This window comes from Sebaldella termitidis ATCC 33386 (assembly GCF_000024405.1).
In the GTDB taxonomy this organism is placed as follows: Bacteria; Fusobacteriota; Fusobacteriia; order Fusobacteriales; family Leptotrichiaceae; genus Sebaldella; species Sebaldella termitidis.
On sequence record NC_013517.1, the window covers coordinates 1,562,901 to 1,582,403 of the forward strand.

Sequence of the window (19,503 nt, forward strand, 5' to 3'; positions counted from 1 at the left end):
GTAGCAACAGAAAAGAAATACCCCAAAAATTGCAGTATTTTTTTATTTTATGTGATAAAATCTAGGCAAATAAATTATGCTAGTTAAAAAGAAGAAAGGATAAGAGTGAACTGTGGAGAAATTTGAATATTAGCTTTTGTAACACGTTCAATAGTTGCTACACTTAAACGGAAAATTGCAGATTAATTATGGGAAAAGAAATAAACTAATAAAATTTTTAAAAGAAGTTATAATGAAAAAGGAAAACTGATAAGAGAATATCATAAAAAACGGAGGATGGAATGATCAGTAAAGAAGCCAAAACAGCAAAAGAAAAATTATTTCAAAATAAAAATCTGGAAGAGATACTTAGCACACCCATAGAAATTCAAAGAGAAGAATGGGAAGAATCTGTCAAAAATATAAAACTGCCAAGCAATATAAAAATAGAGGAAATTACAGTAAAGAATATAAAAGCGGATTGGATAACACCAGAATTTACTACATCAGAAGTGGTTATTTTTTATTTTCACGGCGGTGGTCTGAATCAGGGGTCAAAATTAACACATAGAAAGCTGGCAGCAGAAATTGCGAATCGTTCAAAGTTAAGAGTATTTATACATAATTATCCATTGGCTCCGGAAAATCCATATCCGAATGCTCTTAATAAATCTTTGGAATTATATTTATGGTTATTGGAGAGCGGTCTGAAAGCGGAAAATATTATTTTTGGAAGTGATTCATCCGGCAGTGCACTGGCTTTAGCATTAATTTTACTTTTAAAACAGGAAAAGCAATCCTTGCCTAAAGCAGCATTTCTTTTTTCACCGATGCTGGATTTTTCAATATCAGGCGAGTCTGTTACAAAGAATAAAGATTTAGACCCAAAAATTTTTAAAGAAGATCTGGAACTAACATCAAAATATTATTGTGATAAAAAATCCGTGAAGGATCCTTTGGTATCACCGGTCTATGGAGATTTTACAGATTTTCCGCCTTTATTTATACAGGTTGGAAGTGAAGAACTTTTGTTAAGTGATTCATTAACTTTGGAAAAAAGAGTGAAAAATGCAGGTGTATCTGTTAAATTAGAAGTATGGGAAGGGATGTGGCATGTCTTTCAAACAAGGTTTGAATCAATACCGGAAGCTGATCAGGCAGTTACGAATGCTGTCGATTTTATTAATTCATTAGTATAATTAGAAACAGAAAATTACTGGAGCTGAGAATATCATATATTTACAATCTTACAGATTAAATGTTATTGAGAAAATTTAATCTGTAAGAGGACTTAATACATAACAATGCATATCAGTCCTCTTTTTGTTTCAAATTTATTTTTCTATTCAATTTAGCGGAGTCCGAAAATTTAAGCAGATTTATTTTTAAAAAGCCATGCAGCTAACGGTAAAGTCAGCATTGCTATGATTATCATAGGGATAAAATTAGGAGCTACTTGTGTTAAACCGGCGCCTTCCAAGTATACTCTCCTTATAGCTTCCACGCCAAAACGTAACGGGTTGGCATATGTAGCAATCTGAAGAATTCTGGGCATATTACGTATCGGTGTGGATAAACCTGATAATAAAGTCATAGGCATGAGAAGAACAAATGTATACACCATTACCTGCTGCATACTTGAAGATACGGCGGAAACTGATAAACCTATTCCGGTACTGCTGATCATAAATATCAAAATAGTAAGATAAAGAGTAACAAATGAACCGTTCATAGGTATTTTAAACCAAAATATACAAAATAATAACATGATAGTTACTTGAAGAAGACCTATGAACAGAGGCGGTACGGCTTTACCTATTAGAATTTCTGCCGAAGACAGCGGTGTAACAAGTAATTGATCAAAAGTCCCCTGTTCTCTTTCTTTAGCAATAGATAACCCTGCAAGTATTAACATCTGTGTCAGACTTAAAGCCGCTAACATTCCGGGAAGAAAACTCCATCTGGTTATAAGATTGGGATTATACCATGCTCTTGTTTCCACATTAATAAGCTGTTTATTCCCGTTTCTTTCAGTATTTAATTTTTCGATAATATCATTTACATAGCTTAAAGCTACACTTGATGTCATGGTATTGCGTCCGTCTGTGATTACCTGAATCGAAGCTGAATTTCCTCTGGCTAAATTTTTTTCAAAATCTGAATCTATGCTTATTACTATCATTGCTTTATCTGAATCTATACTACCGGCAATTTGACTGGTATTCATCAGAGTTTGAGTACGTTGGAAAACGCCTGTCCCGTCAAGTCTGGCAAGAAATTCTGTTGAAGTTTTGCTTTTACTATTGTCAAGACAGGCATAAGGCACTCTGTCAAGATTATAAGTTGCTGCATAACCAAATAAAACGATTTGTAAAATAATGGGAAGAGTAAGTATGAGCTTAGCCGAAGGATCTTTCAAAGTAACTAAAAGTTCTTTTTTACATATATTAATTAATTTTGACATATCTGTCATCAATTTAAGCATTTTTTCTCTCTTTCTTTATTCAAGGCTCTTTTTTGTCACTTTTAATGCTGTAGAAACAAAAAATACAGCATAAGCAGATAGTATTAAACAGTTTTTCAAAATTAAGTTCCAATTATTTCCGCCAAGAAAAAGTGATTTAAGTAATTGCAAATAATATGTTGCCGGGAGTATCTGCCCTATATTCCGGATAAAAACTGGGACACTCCGCAGATCAAATAAAAATCCTGTCAGCATCATTGCAGGTAAAAAGCTTACAACTAATGCTACCTGGCTTGCTAAAAATTGATTTTTTGTGATAGAGGATATAATAAGTCCCATTCCCAAGGATACGAACAAATAAAGCATGGAACAAAATATGATTATAAGCAGTGAGCCGTGTATAGGAACTTTAAATAAAACGCGTGCGGCAACTAAGCAGAGTGAAAAGCCAATCATAGCCGTACAAAAATACGGAATCATTTTTGATAATAATATTTCTAAGGGTTTTATGGGAGAAATAAATAATGATTCCAGTGTTCCGCGCTCCCATTCACGTGCCATAACAAGCGAAGTCAAAAAAACTCCTACAATTGTCATTATAAGCACTATCAAGCCCGGAATAAAATACCATGTGCTTGAATTGGAATCATTAAACCACATTCTGTTTTCAATAAGAATATTACCTGCACTTGGACTATTCATGAAAGCAGAATTATTTAATGCCTCCCATTGTTTTATAGAGACTTCGATATATCCTTTTACAGTAGTGGCAGTACTGGAGTCTACACCATACAAAATTAATTGTATTGAGCTTTTTTGTTTATATAAATTTTCTGAAAAATCAGACGGGATTTTTAGAACAGCATCGACTTTTCGATCATCCATTAATTCTACTGCTTCATACATAGATGTTACATAAATTGGAGAGAAGTATTCAGAGCCGTTAAGAAAGCTTAAAACATCATGAGCCGTAGGTGATGTATCTTCAAGTACAACTGCCACAGGAACATTTTTAACATCGAGTGTTACCCCGTAGCCTATAATGAATATAAGGATAATAGGTAAAAATATTCCGATTAAAATGCTGCTGTTGTCACGTATTAACTGCCGGAATTCTTTTTTTATCATTGCAGTAAGACGTACTAAAAAATTATTTTTAAACATCATTTTCTCCTTATTAAATAATTTTATTTTGTAAACGATTCTGTTCTATTATTTCAATAAAAGCCTGATTCATTGTTTTTACATTTTCTCCGGCATTTTCTCTTACTTCCTGAGGGGTGCCCAGTACCAGCATTTTTCCCTGATCCTGTATCATAATACGGTCGCAGTACTCTGCTTCTTCCATAAAATGTGTGGTAATTATTATTGTAGTTCCTTCAGCTGCAAGAGCTGTTATTTGATACCAGAAAGAACGCCTTGCCAAAGGATCAATACCACTGGTCGGTTCATCAAGAAAAAGTATTTTTGGTTCATGAAGAAGTGCTACAGCCATTGATAAACGCTGTTTAAATCCTCCCGGAAGTTCTCCGCTCGGCTTTGTTTCCATTCCTGTGAGTTCAAACTGCTCTTTTACCTCTTCCATTCTTTTTTTCAGTTTTTCTCTTTTCAAACCGTAAACTCCGCCAAAAAATTTTAGATTTTCTTCTACAGATAGAGTTGAATATAAAGAAAATTTTTGTGCAACATATCCAATATTTGCTCTGGCCTGAGTTCTGGCCTTTCTCAAATCGACACCGGCTACTGACAGACTGCCGCTTGTCAAAGGCAGTAAACCGCACAGCATTCTGAATGTTGTTGTTTTTCCGGCACCGTTTGGACCCAAAAGTCCGAATATTTCTCCTTTATGTACCTGAAAGGATGTATTTCCTACAGCAGTAAAATCACCGAATTTACATACCAGATTATTAACTTCTATATCAACCTGATCTGATATTTCAAACTTGTCAGGAAATTCTATATGGAATTTCTCTTTGATATTATCATCATCATCATTATGTTCATTTTCATATTCACTTAACAAGGTCATGAATCCGTCCTCCAATCTGGAATCTACCTTCTGGATTTCTAAATTGCCGTCAATTTTTTTTATATTATCAAAAGCTTTTTTTGAGCGAATGATAAATCTCACGGCTCCGCCCTCAGGAACAGCATCAATAATATTTTCTTTATCATCAAGTAATTTTGTCTGTATTAATCTGGAAGGCATGCTTTTAGGCGGCTGAATTTTAAAGCATTTATCTGCAGCTTTTCTTCGCAGTCCTTCCGGAGTTCCCACATCTAATACTTTGCTTTTATGCATCACTATAGTTTTTTGGCAAAGCTCAGCTTCATCCATATAAGCTGTACTCACAAGAACTGTAAGTTTTTCCTTTTGCACAAGCTTTTGAAGAATTTCCCACAGTTCTCTTCTCGAAAGAGGGTCGACTCCTACTGTTGGTTCATCCAGCAGCAAAAGCTCGGGAGAACGGACTAATGTGCAGGCTAAGCTGAGCTTCTGTTTCATTCCGCCGGAAAGCTTTCCTGCCTGTCTTTTGGTAAAAGCTTCCAGACCTGTCATTTTCAAAAGTTCGTCAAAACGTTCTCTGCGTTCTTTTTTTGATACTCCGTGCAAGTCAGCATAAAGATCAAGATTTTCCTGAATGCTTAAATCTTCATAAAGCCCGAAGCGCTGTGACATATAACTGATTCTGTTTTGAATTTCCTGAGGATTGTCTTTTGTATTTATTCCAAGAACTGTGAGATTTCCCTCGCTGGGAGTCATAAGACCGCATATTAGACGCATAAATGTACTTTTGCCTGCTCCGTCTGGTCCGATTAATGCAGTAAGCTTTCCTGCCGGAATTTTAATATTTATATTTGTGAGAGCATTTATCGTTTTTTTGGATGGCTTGGCAATAAAACGTTTATATAAATTTTCTGCAATAACTACATTTTCTGTATTCATAAATTTTTCTCCTTACTGTCTGCCGTGTTATAGGAATTGATTTTTATTGTAGCAGGCATACCCATACGCAGTATATCCTCGCTGTCCTTCACGTAAACACGGATTTCATATAACAAAGAAGTTCTTAATTCTGCTGTCTGTACAGTTTTAGGAGTGAATTCCGCAACTGAAGATATATATCCGATCTGCCCTTTTATAGGTTTGTCTGAATAGCTGTCAATATAGACGCTGACTTCCATTCCCTCGTTAATATATCCTAATTGTTTTTCCTGAATATATGCTCTTACCCATTTTTTGTCATTTACAGCGAGAAGGAAAGTGATTTGCTGAGGTGATGCCATATCTCCCGGCTCCTGCAGCCGGGAACGTATAACTCCGTCAATCGGTGATTTTAATTGAGCTTGTTCCAATAAATATTCCTGTATTGCTAATTCAGCTTTTTCAGCTTTCAGCCGGGCCTCCGCTTCTGTAATTTCTTCCTTACGAGGTCCTAATACTGCAAGACGATAAGATTCGGAAGTTTCCTTTACACGTGCTGAAGTTACTTTAAAATTCGATCTTGCATTATCTATTTCCTGTTTGCTTACTGAACGGCCGTCTGAATCATTATAGGCATTTTCAATTCTTTGTAACTGTATTTTTGCATTTTGAGCTTCAGCTTTTGCAGCATTCACTTTTGCTAACATTTGAGACTTCTCCTGCGGTCTTGAACCATTCTTTAAGCGTGATACTATGCTTTCCTGAGCTTCAATCTGAGATTTATTTTTTTCTATTTGGAGTTTTATATTTTCGGTGTCAAGACTTGCCAGCAGCTGACCTTTTTTTACGATATCTCCTTCTTCTACGTATATTTGATCTATTCTTTCATTAGCGTTAAAAGCCAGTGAGACCTGTCTGATATCTACATTCCCGTATAATATAATTTCTTCGCTTTTATTTTGTTTGCTGTATATAAACCAGCCGCAGAAAATTATTGCTGAAATAACTATTACAAACAGCCAATTTTTCTTATTTTTTATTGCTGAAAATGTATTTTCTTTATTCATTTTTCCTCCTGATAAGTTTATTTATTAACTATCTCTGTTTCTTCCTGAGTAAGAGGTTTCCAGCCGCCGCCCAGTGCTTTAAATAAACCGACTAAATTAGAAACTTTCTGTCCTTTGCTTATTGCATACTGATCCTGTAAAGATAGCAATGATCTTTGGGCATCAAGGACACTCTGGTAGTCCGTAAGTCCGTTGTTATATTTGTTTTGTGCTATTTTCAGGGCTGCTGATGCATTCGCAACTCCGTCTTTTAACGAAGTATTTTTTTCTGATTCCTGAGCTACTGCCGTTAATGCGTTTCTTACCTCGGCAGCAGCATTTAAAACTGTATTCTCATAAGCGGCAAGATACTGCTCTTCCCTCGCAGACTGGACATTTATATTTTTTCTTATTGCTCCTGCATTAAAAATAGGAAAGCTAATCTGAGGAAGAAGGGAAAATCCCTTACTTGCTCCTGACAGCAGCGAACCGCTGGTCAGACTTTCCAGCCCTATGGAACCAAATAATGACAGTTTCGGCAGCAGATCTGTTCTTGCAGATTTGGTACGGGCAATTTGGGATTCCAGCTTATATTCCGCAGCCTGTATATCTGGTCTTTGTCTTAGTGCTTCTGCCGGGATTCCTACATATATCATTTCATTTACATCAGGAAGTTCTTTTCTTTCCGACAATGTTTTTTCGAGACTTCCCGGAACCTGTCCGGTAAGTATTGCCAGATTATTCAGTATTTCCTCTATACTTATCTTAATGGCAGGAATAGCGGCTTTAGTCTGATTCGCGGTGTATTTTGCCTGATTCAGGTTTAGTTCGTCTGTTAATCCGGCTTTATTTTTCGACTGCAGCAGTTTGATTGAAGTTTCCTGTAGAGCTAAGTTACTCTCGGCTATTGCAAGACGTTCCTGTAATGTTCTCAGAGAAAGATAGTTAACGGCTACTTCAGAAGAAATGCTGACCCATGTAGAATGAAGCAGGGCATTCTGTGCAAGTAAATCCGATTCTGCGGCTTTTACTTTATATCGGTTTCCTCCAAAGATATCAATCTCCCATGAAGCATCAATCCCGAGTCTGTAAATATCGGTTATACCGATTTCAGGGGTAATGTTATCGGAAATTTTTGCTCTTCCCCAGAAATTATTACTGTCAAGCCACGGGAGGAGCTCGGCCTGACTAATCCCGAGAGCAGCTCTTGCTTCATTAACTCTGGCTCTGGCTTCCATGAGATTTTTGTTATTGTTTAGCGATAGTGTTATGAGCTGTGTAAGGGTATCGTCATCCAGAATATTCCACCAGTCGGCCAAAACATCGGGAGAAAGATTATTCTGTGTTTTAGTGTTGAAATAAGGACTGTCATATTCTGTCGAGAGTTCAGTCCATTTATTCTGCTTTGAATCCAGATATTGTTTTTCTGTCGTACCGATCTGGGTATTGCTGCAGGAAGTAGCTAATAAAACCACAGAAATAAAATAAAATGCTTGTTTCCATAACTTTTTCATAAGTTCACCTTTCTAACATTGGAATAAAATTTGTACAAATGTTCATGCATATAATGTGATTTTGGTTAATTCTATTTTATATTATTCCAAAAAACACTCTCGAGCACATGTAATTCAATATAAAATAAAATTCTCGAAATAATAAGCTTCATAATGGTAATGATGCTAACTATTTTTTCTAAATTATCATATTTGAATAAGCTTGTCAATATTTATTTTAATTATATGTATTTTTTTATTTAATTAATTTTAATTTTTTCGTTGGATAAGCTTTTTTGAAAGTATATATATAATTATATTTCTGATAAATTTTTAAAAATTACTTGACAATATAAAAGTTTTACTATAAAAAATTAGTATAATCTAAAAATTAAGGAGGCTCATAATGGAAATAGCTGACGCAATTATGTTTAAAATAAGAATTTTAGACAATCAGATAAAAAGATTCATTGATAAAAAAGCAATGTCTGTTGATAAGAATTTGACAGGAATGCAGCTGGCAGTTCTTTTATTTGTCGGTTATCATAATAAGCTGGATAAAAATAAAGATATTTTTCCTAATGATATCGAAAAAAAATTTAATGTAAGGCGCTCCACTGTTACTACTATCTTAAAAAAACTTGTGAAAGACGGATATATAACTCAAATTCGTGCTTCGTATGATGAACGGTATAAAAGGCTCTTTATTACTGAAAAATCCGAGCTGATATATTCAAAAATACAACAGGCACAGATAGAGGGAGAAGAAATAGTTTCCAAAGGATTAAGCCAGGAAAAAATAGATATTTTCTTTGAGGTAGCTAATAAAATTATGGAAAATATTTCTTGAATAATAATTATGTTTAAAATACAAGCTGTACTTATACTTTTTATAAGAAAAGATATAAAGTTTTTTCTGAAATATACTTTTTAAGAAAGAAGAGAAAAGCTCAGATTATTAGAGCACTAAATATAATATTTTAATACAATCAATTAATTAGACATTTTATATAAACAGTTAAACGGATTTTTTTTAAAAATTTATAATTAGTATTATAACTATTAGGATTCTAATGTTTGTTCAGGTATAATTTTCCGTTTCTTATTTTTAAATGCTCAGAAGGGTTTTATTTAAATTAAACTCGTGTTATAATAAATACGTTGTTAATATAAATAATATACATATACGGCTGATTATCCCGGAAAAATATGCATCTTTAATACTGGTTATCTTGGAGTTTTTACGACAGTCTGTTTTTTGGGAGCCGGAATCTAAGTATGATATTATTTTTTATAAAAGAAAAGGGAGTAAGAAATGGAAAATAAAATAAAAATAGCATATATCTTTTCATTTATATACGGATATATAAATTCACTCGGTTTTATAATAATGAACGGGTTATTTTTTACGTTTATGAGCGGAAATTCCGTCAGACTGGGTGTAAATATAGGAGAACTGAATCTAGGAACAGGCTTCAGGTATTTCTCGCTCTTTTTATTTTTAATTTTCGGTGCATTTATAGGAGATATTATCTTTTCATATTATAGAAAGACCGGAATGTTCATATTATTAGTTTTAGAACTTTTTTTATTTATGACAGCTGTAATTTTCTCATTAAGGCACAATGCATGGGTAGTTTTTATACCGCTGGGCATAGCAATGGGAATACAAAATATTGTGAATCTGTTAATAGGAAACAGTCTGATAGGCAGAAGCTTTATATCCGGAATAGTTTTTAATCTGGGAATAGCTTTTTCGAGAATATTACAGAAAAAAAGCGAGTGGGGGATAATAAGGATATATTTGAATACATGGCTGTTATTCATACTTGGAGCTGTACTAGGAACAATCATACTGGAAAATAGTAATTTGTGTATTTCTTTAATATTAATTACCATTGTTTATGCTTATGCAGCACTTATGATATTCAGGGTGTGGAAATCCGATAAAAGATTTCTTGTAAGAATGAAGAAAAATAAAAGTAAATTTGTGGTATAAGAGGACAAAATTAAAAGGTGTTTTGAAAAAGGATATTCTTGAAACCGGCAAAGAATAATAAATACTAAAATAAAATATAAACAGTGTGTTAGATTATATAATTTAATACACTGTTTTTTTAGAAAAAATAATATGAAAAATTAGTTTAAGCGCATGAAAAGCCTGAAAAAACAAGGGGGATTTAGTTCGATGATATAAATGGGATTTTATAAATTTTGTGAGAATACATAGAAAAATCAAGTGTTTTTTGAAAAAGAAAAAAAACATAAATTATGACTTGACAATTTGAAAAATCAGGCTAAAATATATTAGAGTTTTTGAAAAGGTTTACAAAAAATGGTGATTAATTATGACAGGAATAAAGAAAGTCGCCAGCTTAGCTGGTGTGTCGACGGCCACTGTATCAAGGGTCATTAATAAAAATCAAAATGTTTCCGAGGAAAAAAGACTGAGAGTCCAGAAAGTACTGGATGAGCTTAACTATGAAGTAAATTATCATGCTAAGTCTCTTCGTGAAATGAGAACAGGAATGCTCCTTTTTATCGTAACCAATATCTCAAATCCGTTTTATGCAGAGATAGTAAAGGGAGCGGAGGAATATGCCAAGACTAAGAATTATAATGTTTTGGTCTGTAACGGATATTCCGACAGGGATATAGAAAGAAAATATTTCAAATTCATAGAAAATAAATTAGTTGACGGTGCCTTTATAATGGATCTTGCTATAGAAAAGGATTTTTTAAAAGATTTTTCAATAAAGTATCCTATTATACAATGCAGTGAATTTTATGATGACATAGGGGTTCCCTTTGTTTCGATAGATCATGAAAAGGCAGCCTTTGAAGCTACGAGCTATCTGCTTGAAACCGGTTTTGAGAAAATCTTTTATGTACAGACATACGGAGACTTTATTTTTGATAAACTAAGACTGGCAGGATATAAAAGAGCCCTTGCGAAGTTTGGCAGACCGTTTGATGAAAGACTTATCATAAAAACAGACTTTAATTACAGCGGAGGAATTAACGCAGCTAAGCAGATACTAAAAAGTAAGATAAAAAAAGCCGGAATTTTTACTGTATCGGATATGATTGCCATAAGCATGGTAAATTATCTGAATTATAAAAATGTCAAAATTCCAGAGAACTATTCAGTAATAGGATTCGATGATATAGAATTATGCAATGCCACTTATCCGGGAATTACTACGATTCATCAGCCGAGAATAAAAATAGGAAAAGAGGCCTGCAAATTATTAATTAACAGAATACTCAAATTAAATACTTCCAACACAATTCAAAATAAATTTTTACCGCATAAGCTTATTAAAAGAGGAACAACTTTCTAATTACAAAAAAATTACAAATAAACATTCTGCTTTGTGACTAAATGCAAAGCAGAGGAGAATCAGCCCTTTACTTTGCATTAATATATAACATCATGAGAGCACATAGTGAAAAATATTCATAATTTTGGGAAAAAAATTAACAGCAAGAGGAGGAGTGATAATTTTATTTTCAATTTTGTAAAGCTTTACAAAAATAAAAAACTGAAAAAACAGAACAAAATTAAGGAGAATCAATATGAAATTATCGTATTTAACAGCCTGCTTTAATAATTTATCTTTGGAAGAAAAGGTAAAATTTGCAGCAGAACAAAAATTTGATGCTATCGAGCTTTCATGCTGGCCTGTGGCAAATGACAGAGATTATTCAAGCACTGATATTGATGTTTCAAAATTCGACAGTAAGACTAAGGAGGATATATTGAAATTAACAGGGGAAAATAACATAGAAATAGCTTCCCTTGCTTACTATGACAATTGTCTTCATCCTGATACATCAATAAGGGAAAATAACGTAAAGCATCTCTATAATGTAATTGAAACTGCAGGAAAATTAGGAGTAAAATTTGTGGGAGCTTTTGCAGGGAGAAATCTGGATCTCAGCTTTGAAGAAAATTTTACGGAATTTGAAAAGATCTTTCCCAATATAGTAAAATACGCAGCTGACAGAAACGTGAATCTTCTGATAGAGAACTGTTCTATGCCGGGCTGGCACAGAGAAGGCTGGGGAGCTACTATATCATACTCGCCGGAATTATGGGACAGAATGTTTGAAATCATTCCTGATGAAAATTTCGGACTGAATTTTGATCCTTCACATCTGATATGGCTGGGAGTGGACTATATTAAGGCATTAATTGATTACAAGGAAAGAGTGCTTTATTTCCATGCAAAGGATACAAAGATATTTGAAGAAAAAAGAAGCTACTACAGCATATTCGGCAAGCAGCTGGACAGGGAGAACGAATGGGACTACGGATGGTGGCAGCATAAAATACCCGGAAAAGGAAGCGTGGACTGGCAGAAAATATATCAGACACTGAGAGAAATAGGGTATGACGGCTATGTAAGTATAGAACACGAGGATCTGAATTATTCTGAAAATGATGAGGCAATAAAATTAGGACTGATGAAAGGCAAGGCATTTTTGGATTCCATATTCAAAAAGTAACATATAATATAATAAAAAAAATTTGGAGGTAACAAAATGAAAAAAATAATGTTTCTTTTATTTTCTCTGCTGCTTTTGGTTTTAACAGTTTCTTGCGGGGGTGAATCAAAAGGAGGAGCGGAAGGAACACCGGAAGCAAAGCCCGGAAAGAAAAAAGTACTTGGTATAGTAATGCCTAATGCAACTCACGGATTTCTCGGGGAAAGTATAAAGCATGCCGAGGCAGAAGCTAAGGCACTTGCAGAATCTCAGGGATTCGAGTATAAGTTTTTGACATCAAGTGAAGCTTCGGAACAAAACAACCAGATGGATACGCTTATTAATGAAAAAGTAGATGCTATAGTACTTTGGCCTCATAACGGAGATGAGCTGCGTTCTACAGCGCAGGCAGCCATGGATGCAGGAATTCCGCTTATTGTGTATGACAGACTGATAAACAACTTTACACCTACAGCGACTATAATGGGTGATAATACAGGAATCGGAGAAATGACAGGAAATTATCTGAATAAATATTTCGAGGAAGATCTGAAAGCCGGAGAAGTTCTTGTACTAGAATTCTTAGGAGATAACTCGACTGTACCGCAGCAAAGACATGACGGATTTATGGCGACAGCAGATAAAAACATAAAAATAGTGCAAAGCTTTAATACAAACTGGCAGAGACAAAAAGCACAGGAGCAGATGGAAAACTTCCTGAATACTTCAAAACCTGAGGATATCGAAAAAATAAAAGCTGTGATAACTCAGGATGATGAAGTGGAAATGGGTATCCTTGATGCTATAAATGCATATAAAGGCTCTGCAAAAATAAATATAAAATTAGTTACGGGAGTAAGTGCGAGAAAAGAAAATCTTGATACTTTTGAAAAAGAAAAATTAGACCAGGTAACATATGCTTTTTCACCTGCAATGGTAAGAGAGGCAGTACAGCTTGGGGCTGACGTGCTGAACGGAAAAACACTTGAAAAAGAATATATTATAAAAACAGTGGAAGTAGACAGAAATAATGTAAATGATTTCAGAAACTCAGATATTTATAAAATCAGATACAGTATTCAGTAATAAATATTTTTAGATTTTACACAATAAAAAAATATAAAGCTGATAAATGATCTTTACTTAGAAGGTTGTGAAATAATGTTATTGGAGATGAAAAATATATCAAAATTTTTTGGTCCGGTAAAAGCTTTATCAGGGGTCGATTTTTCTGTACAGAGAGCGTCCATTCACGGGCTGCTCGGTGAAAACGGTGCAGGGAAATCTACCCTTATGAATATTTTATCAGGAACCATACCTCTTTCTGAAGGCGATATTTATTTTCAGGATGAGAAAATAGATGAGATGACAACTAATAAATCAAAAAAACTCGGGATTCGTTTTATACATCAGGAATTAAACCTTATTAATGACCTGAAAGTATATGAAAACTTATTTTTAAGTGAGGAAATAAAAAATAAGTTTGGTTTTCTTGATAAAAAAGCCATGATTGAAAAATCACGGGAAATAATAAAGAAGCTGAAAATGACTATAAATCCTGAAGAGATAGTGGAATATCTGGATATGCCACAAAAGCAGATGATAGAAATAGCGAAGGCGTTATTGTTTGATTCCAAGCTGATAATAATGGATGAACCTACGACAGCACTAACAAATAAGGAGATAGACTCGCTTTTTGATATAATGAGGTTTTTGAAAGAAGAGGGAGTAAGTATTATTTATATTTCACACAAAATGCCGGAGCTTTTTAGTATTTGTGATGATTATACCGTACTTCGCGACGGCAGATTTATACAGACCGGAAAATTTTCCGATATAAATGAAAAAATGGCTACAGAGCTTCTGGTGGGGAGAAAGCTCGTGGAAGACGAGCTGGAAGCCGGAGAAATTCCGGATATACCTCTTTTGAAAGTAAATAATTTTTCTGGGAAAACTTTTAAAAATATTAGTTTTGATGTGAAAAAAGGAGAGATAATAGCGATTACAGGTCTCTACGGAGATGGGAGGGCAGAATTCGCCGAAGCACTTTTTGGTGCTTATCCGCTGGATGAAGGTGAAATGTATCTGAATGATAAAAAAGTAAATATGTCTTCTATAAAAAACGTAATAGCAAGCGGTATTTCCCTTGTTCCCAGAAACAGGAAAGAAAAAGGAATAATAAAAGACCTGAGTATTCAGGATAATTTGTCCATTGCTTTTTTTAAGAATATGCATAAAAAATTATTTATAAACAAAAATGAAGAAACAGAAAGATATAATAAAAATAAGGAGCTTATCAATATAAAAGCAGATAATCCCTCAGATCTGATAACGTCGCTGAGCGGGGGGAACCAGCAGAAAGTTATTATTTCCAGATGGCTGGAGCTGGATTCTGATGTATATATACTGGATAATCCTACACAGGGAATAGATGTGGGGGCCAAGTTTGAGATATATAAAATAATGCATAATCTGGCTGCTGCAGGAAAATCTGTTGTTGTATTCAGTTCGGAGTTCCCTGAAATCTGGAAAACTTCCCACAGATGCATAGTTATGTATAAAGGAAATATAAATACTATTTTGGACAGGGAAAATCTCACTGAGGAAAATATAATGTACTACGCAACAGGTTCAAATTTGGAGGTAAAAAATGACTAATGGCGGAAAACAAATGTCTTTTCTTAATAAAGCAAGTTTTAATAAAACAAATCTGCAAAAATTTTATAGTAATTACAGTTATCTGGTTTCATTTCTGATACTGTTTTCTATAGCCACTATAATAAACCCGAGATTTTTATCATATACCAATCTGAGTACGCTTCTGAAGCAGGCGGCAATAATAGGGATAGTGGCATTGGGAATGAATCTGGTAATTATTGCCGGAATGATAGATCTGTCTGTAGGCTCGCTGGTGGCATTAACAGCAGGACTCGGGGTTATAGTGCTGAATTCTACGGGAAGCATATTTTTAACATTGATATTTTCTCTTGTATTCGGGACTATTCTCGGGGGAATTAACGGAATACTTATAACTAAAGGGAAAATAGCTCCGTTTATAGTAACACTCGCTACAATGTCGGCTTTCAGATCGATTATTGTGCAGCTGGGACAGGGAGGACCTTTTAATGTAGGGGAAAAGTCATATAATACTTTTCGTCTTATAGCTGCTGGAGAAACACTGGGAATTCCTAACCTTGCAATCATATTTATAATTACGGCAGTGATAATTTCCATAATAATGAATAAAACAAAATTCGGAAGATATGTTTATGCGGTGGGAAGTAATGAAAATGCAACCAATCTTACAGGTATAAATGTAAATAGGATGAAGAATGCAGTTTTCTGTATTACCGGACTGCTTTCAGGACTTTCGGCTTTTCTTCTTTCATCAAGACTTACATCAATAACAGCACCTAATGCAGGTATGGGATTTGAGCTTGATGCGATAGCCTCGGTAGCAATAGGCGGAACAGCAATGAACGGAGGAAGAGGAAAGGTTTTCGGAACATTTCTCGGGGCGATAATGCTTCAGATGATAAATAATATACTGGTTATAGCTAATATACCACCGTTTTTGGAAGGGCTTGTAAAAGGAATCATCATTATAGTCGCTGTGTTATTCCAAAGTAAAAATAAGTGATGAAGGGAGATAAAATATGAAAACTTATAAAGCAGGAGTAATAGGAACAGGATTTATCGGCGTGGCACACGTAGAAGCACTTAGAAGACTGGGGAATATAGAGGTAGTTGCTATTACCGATACACAGGATCATAAAATAAAAGCTGAAATGATGAATATACCAAACAGCTTTGCAGACTATAAAGAGATGATGGACACACTCGAGCTTGATATGATTCATATCTGTACACCAAATAATACACATCATGAAATAGCCATGTATGCAATGAAAAAAGGAATAAATGTAGTGTGTGAAAAACCCATGACAAAAACAGCTGATGAAGCAAAAGAAATGTACGAGTATGCAAAGGAACATAATATAGTAAATGCCGTAAATTTTCATAACCGTTTTAATCCCATGGTTCATCAGATAAAAAGAATGGCTTCCGGCGGAGAGCTTGGAGAAATTATTTCTGTTCACGGAGGATATGTGCAGGACTGGCTTTTGCTGGAAACAGACTTCAACTGGAGAATAAACAGCAAGGAGTCAGGGCAGACAAGGGCTGTGGCGGATATAGGATCACACTGGATTGATACTGTGGAATATGTAACACAACTAAAAGTTACTGAGATTTTTGCTGAATTTTTGACATATCATAAAAAAAGAAAGAAATTCCTAAAGCCTGTGGAAACTTTTTCCAAGGCTCAGGAGGATGCAGAGTATGAGGAAGTACCTATAGATACAGAGGATATAGCTGTGGTAATGCTTCGTTTTGATAACGGGGCAATTGGAAATGCTTTCATTTCTCAAATGTTCTCCGGAAGAAAAAATAAGATTTCTATATTTATAGGCGGAAGCAAGCAATCGGCAGAATGGGATTCAGAGAGACTCAATGAGATGATAATAGGAGAAAGAGATAACTTTAATAAGATATTTGATAAAGATCCGGCTATACTAAGTCCGGAAACACAGAAAATAGTAGATTATCCCGGAGGACATGTGGAAGGATTTCCGGATACGTTCAAGCAGTGTTTTCGACAGGTATACAGCAGTATAGCTGACAAGGGAAAGGATTATGATTTTGCTACTTTTGAAGACGGATACAGACAGATGATTCTGGAAGAAAAGATTTTCGAGAGTGCAAACAGCGGGAAGTGGGTTAAAGTGTAGGGGACTTAATATGTCTATACCAAAATTTTAAATAATAATAAGAAGAATCGGCGGGTAATTGCCGGTTCTTTTAAGTTTATTGTCATTTAATATGTTTTTTGGCGTAATGCTTTGTTTATCTTTGAAAAGATGTTATTAAAACAGAAGGATGTATTTTGTTATTTTGAAAATTAGTGTTAAAATAGACGTATAAACAGGTAATTGGTATAAGGAGAAAATATGAAGGAAATAAAATTTTATTACTGTAACAGGTTTATTCTTCATTTTATCTGGTTTGGTATGACACTTGCGGGCTTTATAATATTTATAATTTTATTCAGAAACTGGCTCGGAACTGTAGGAATCGAACCAAACGGGCGTTTTATCTCAGACTGGTGGTTTGAACATAAGGCTGTTTTTATTTTTGTAATATTTGTGATTCCCTGTATAGCGTATTGTGTCATATTTTTGTTAAGTATGGTTATTACTGTTATTCTTCAGAATAAAAAAGGGAAATGCATATTTTATGATGACTTTTGTGTAATAACTTTTAGCAGAAAAATCCGGATAAATTACAGTGATATCAAAAATATAAAATATACTCCTATATACACTTCACTGGCTTATCTTGGACGTACACCGCATAAGCTTATAATAAAAACAAAAAAGAAGAGGATAAAAATTAATATGTCTTTGAAGGAATCATGGTTTAACAGGAAAAAGCCGGTTACGCTGGAAGTGCTTTATATGGAATTACTGGGAGAATATAGTAAGAGCAGTTAAAGATGAAGTTTTTGCTGTCAGGGATTTTTATGGTAAAGTTCAGTATTTGAAAACATTCAACAAATAATATAAATTGTACCATAATAAAGATTGCTAAAAAGCGAAAAATCTTATAAAATATAATAAATACAAAATAAGGAAGTGAAGAATGGAATTATACCAAATAATAGTTATAGCATCCGTTTTTTTTTCGGGGATAACATTTTTGACTGTAAGCATCATAGGATTCAGAAGAGATAACTATATTAAAACACAAGGAATACCCGTTCAGGCAGAAGTAGTGGAGATAAAGCAGAGCGGCAGCAACTATAAGCCTGTAGTAGAGTACAATACTTCCAGAGGAAGGATAAGGGCTAAAAGTTTTTATTCTGGAAGCAGTGTGTTTTTTAATTGTAAAATCGGAGACAGAGTAAATATTTTCTACGATGAAAATAAGCCTGAAAGCTTTCGCTTTGAAAATAATAAAATCGGGATATTTTTATGGGGATTATTCTTTTTCTTCGGGGTGATGTCTTTAATAATGGCTTGTTTTATTCCGTTTGTACTGGTATAGCGGTTATGAAAAAAATGTACCTGCACTAGTCTGGGAAATATAGGAGGGAAAAATGAAAAGAATATTTATTTTAGCATTGTTTTTTAATATGATATTATACCCGGCAAGTTTGAAAAGCGGTGTTTATAAAGCAGAATATGATTATTCAAAAATTTCTGAAAATACATATATTAGGGAAAAAATAGTTCCCTGTGAAGAGCTTACTACTAATAATATTATGCAAAGATATAAATGCAGTGATCTGAAAGTATTTAAAGACGGGAAAAGAATATTCCTCAGAATAAAGAGCTACATGGATACCGGAAATTTTGTTCACATGAACAGAGGGGATTATCTCGCCGAATTAAAAGATGGAAAGAATGGATCATACTATGGTAAAAATGATTATATAGATTTTCAGCTGATAAAAACAGGTGATAATGAACTGGAACTCACTGTTATTTCAAGAATAAAGTACTCTTCCACTGAATTTCCAATGCGGGGCGGAGCTTATGTGCCTGAGGGAAATGACAGAATTGTTTTTAAATATAAGGGGAAAATAACGGAAAATGATGAAAATGAATCTGTAAAATCTGCACAAGACTTCAAAGATACTGCAGAAGAGCTGGGAATAAATTACGGGAATTATAAAAAGCTGGAAAATGAAATTTATTATGGGGATAAAAAGGTAGAAGATGCTGATTTTGACAGTTTCATTGTTTATAAAAGCAGTGTATATTATTCAATGGTATTTTCTGACTATGCCAAAGATAAAAACAATATATTTTATGCCGGAAAATTATGGAAGGTGCCGGACTATAATTCATTTCAGTTTTTAGGGGAAAGCTATTCCAGGGATAAGGATAATATTTATTACAGCGGTAAGAAAATACGGGGTGCAGATTTGGAGACTTTCAGAATAATTAACTGGGCATATGCCAAGGATAAAAAATATGTCTATCTGAAAGGGGAAATAGTAAAAGGTGAGGATCCGGCTACATTTAAGCTGTGATATAAATA

The 19,503-nt window shown here is 34.2% G+C and carries 17 protein-coding genes; 12 read left to right on the plus strand and 5 right to left on the minus strand.

Annotated features, from left to right (window positions below; all coding sequences use genetic code 11):
- Nucleotides 1-281: 281 nt before the first annotated feature.
- A complete protein-coding gene (locus STERM_RS07245) occupies nucleotides 282-1,178 on the plus strand; it encodes an alpha/beta hydrolase (RefSeq protein WP_012860934.1) in 897 nt (298 codons plus the stop codon).
- Between the two features lie 170 nt (nucleotides 1,179-1,348).
- Here STERM_RS07245 and STERM_RS07250 read toward each other — a convergent pair whose 3' ends face one another.
- The 5 genes from STERM_RS07250 to STERM_RS07270 are packed head-to-tail and all read right to left on the minus strand — an operon-like array spanning nucleotide 1,349 to nucleotide 7,929.
- Nucleotides 1,349-2,443: an ABC transporter permease gene (locus tag STERM_RS07250; protein ID WP_244407228.1), complete on the minus strand. Its 1,095-nt coding sequence runs from the start codon at nucleotides 2,441-2,443 to the stop codon at nucleotides 1,349-1,351.
- 36 nt (nucleotides 2,444-2,479) lie between these two features.
- Entirely contained in the window at nucleotides 2,480-3,607 is a 1,128-nt protein-coding gene (locus STERM_RS07255) for an ABC transporter permease (RefSeq protein WP_012860936.1), read from the minus strand.
- A 13-nt stretch (nucleotides 3,608-3,620) separates the two neighbouring features.
- Nucleotides 3,621-5,390 carry an ATP-binding cassette domain-containing protein gene (locus tag STERM_RS07260; RefSeq protein ID WP_012860937.1) on the minus strand — a complete coding sequence of 590 codons (1,770 nt, stop codon included), beginning with the start codon at nucleotides 5,388-5,390 and terminating at the stop codon, nucleotides 3,621-3,623.
- Nucleotides 5,387-6,436: an HlyD family secretion protein gene (locus STERM_RS07265; RefSeq protein ID WP_012860938.1), complete on the minus strand. Its 1,050-nt coding sequence runs from the start codon at nucleotides 6,434-6,436 to the stop codon at nucleotides 5,387-5,389. The genes STERM_RS07260 and STERM_RS07265 overlap by 4 nt, the downstream gene beginning before the upstream one ends.
- Nucleotides 6,437-6,453: 17 nt before the next feature.
- On the minus strand, nucleotides 6,454-7,929 hold the full coding sequence (locus tag STERM_RS07270) for a TolC family protein (RefSeq protein WP_012860939.1): 1,476 nt from the start codon (nucleotides 7,927-7,929) through the stop codon (nucleotides 6,454-6,456).
- 385 nt (nucleotides 7,930-8,314) lie between these two features.
- Here STERM_RS07270 and STERM_RS07275 point away from each other — a divergent pair, with 385 nt between their 5' ends.
- From STERM_RS07275 to STERM_RS07325, 11 genes are all read left to right on the plus strand, one after another.
- On the plus strand, nucleotides 8,315-8,758 hold the full coding sequence (locus STERM_RS07275; protein WP_012860940.1) for a MarR family winged helix-turn-helix transcriptional regulator: 444 nt from the start codon (nucleotides 8,315-8,317) through the stop codon (nucleotides 8,756-8,758).
- Between the two features lie 465 nt (nucleotides 8,759-9,223).
- Nucleotides 9,224-9,907, plus strand: a complete 684-nt coding sequence (locus tag STERM_RS07280) for a YoaK family protein (RefSeq protein ID WP_012860941.1) — start codon at nucleotides 9,224-9,226, stop codon at nucleotides 9,905-9,907.
- Between the two features lie 349 nt (nucleotides 9,908-10,256).
- Nucleotides 10,257-11,252 carry a LacI family DNA-binding transcriptional regulator gene (locus tag STERM_RS07285; protein WP_012860942.1) on the plus strand — a complete coding sequence of 332 codons (996 nt, stop codon included), beginning with the start codon at nucleotides 10,257-10,259 and terminating at the stop codon, nucleotides 11,250-11,252.
- Between the two features lie 235 nt (nucleotides 11,253-11,487).
- The gene (locus tag STERM_RS07290) at nucleotides 11,488-12,420 is read left to right on the plus strand and encodes a sugar phosphate isomerase/epimerase family protein (RefSeq protein ID WP_012860943.1); all 933 of its coding nucleotides are present in this window, start codon (nucleotides 11,488-11,490) and stop codon (nucleotides 12,418-12,420) included.
- A 36-nt stretch (nucleotides 12,421-12,456) separates the two neighbouring features.
- Nucleotides 12,457-13,485, plus strand: a complete 1,029-nt coding sequence (locus tag STERM_RS07295; RefSeq protein ID WP_012860944.1) for a substrate-binding domain-containing protein — start codon at nucleotides 12,457-12,459, stop codon at nucleotides 13,483-13,485.
- A gap of 87 nt (nucleotides 13,486-13,572) precedes the next feature.
- Nucleotides 13,573-15,057: a sugar ABC transporter ATP-binding protein gene (locus tag STERM_RS07300; protein ID WP_244407230.1), complete on the plus strand. Its 1,485-nt coding sequence runs from the start codon at nucleotides 13,573-13,575 to the stop codon at nucleotides 15,055-15,057.
- Entirely contained in the window at nucleotides 15,050-16,039 is a 990-nt protein-coding gene (locus tag STERM_RS07305; RefSeq protein WP_012860946.1) for an ABC transporter permease, read from the plus strand. The genes STERM_RS07300 and STERM_RS07305 overlap by 8 nt, the downstream gene beginning before the upstream one ends.
- A gap of 16 nt (nucleotides 16,040-16,055) precedes the next feature.
- The gene (locus STERM_RS07310) at nucleotides 16,056-17,189 is read left to right on the plus strand and encodes a Gfo/Idh/MocA family protein (RefSeq protein WP_012860947.1); all 1,134 of its coding nucleotides are present in this window, start codon (nucleotides 16,056-16,058) and stop codon (nucleotides 17,187-17,189) included.
- Between the two features lie 219 nt (nucleotides 17,190-17,408).
- The gene (locus tag STERM_RS07315) at nucleotides 17,409-17,951 is read left to right on the plus strand and encodes a hypothetical protein (protein ID WP_012860948.1); all 543 of its coding nucleotides are present in this window, start codon (nucleotides 17,409-17,411) and stop codon (nucleotides 17,949-17,951) included.
- A gap of 148 nt (nucleotides 17,952-18,099) precedes the next feature.
- Entirely contained in the window at nucleotides 18,100-18,504 is a 405-nt protein-coding gene (locus tag STERM_RS07320; RefSeq protein ID WP_012860949.1) for a DUF3592 domain-containing protein, read from the plus strand.
- A 52-nt stretch (nucleotides 18,505-18,556) separates the two neighbouring features.
- Nucleotides 18,557-19,495, plus strand: coding sequence for a DKNYY domain-containing protein (locus tag STERM_RS07325; RefSeq protein ID WP_012860950.1), 939 nt, complete (start codon nucleotides 18,557-18,559; stop codon nucleotides 19,493-19,495).
- Nucleotides 19,496-19,503: the final 8 nt, after the last annotated feature.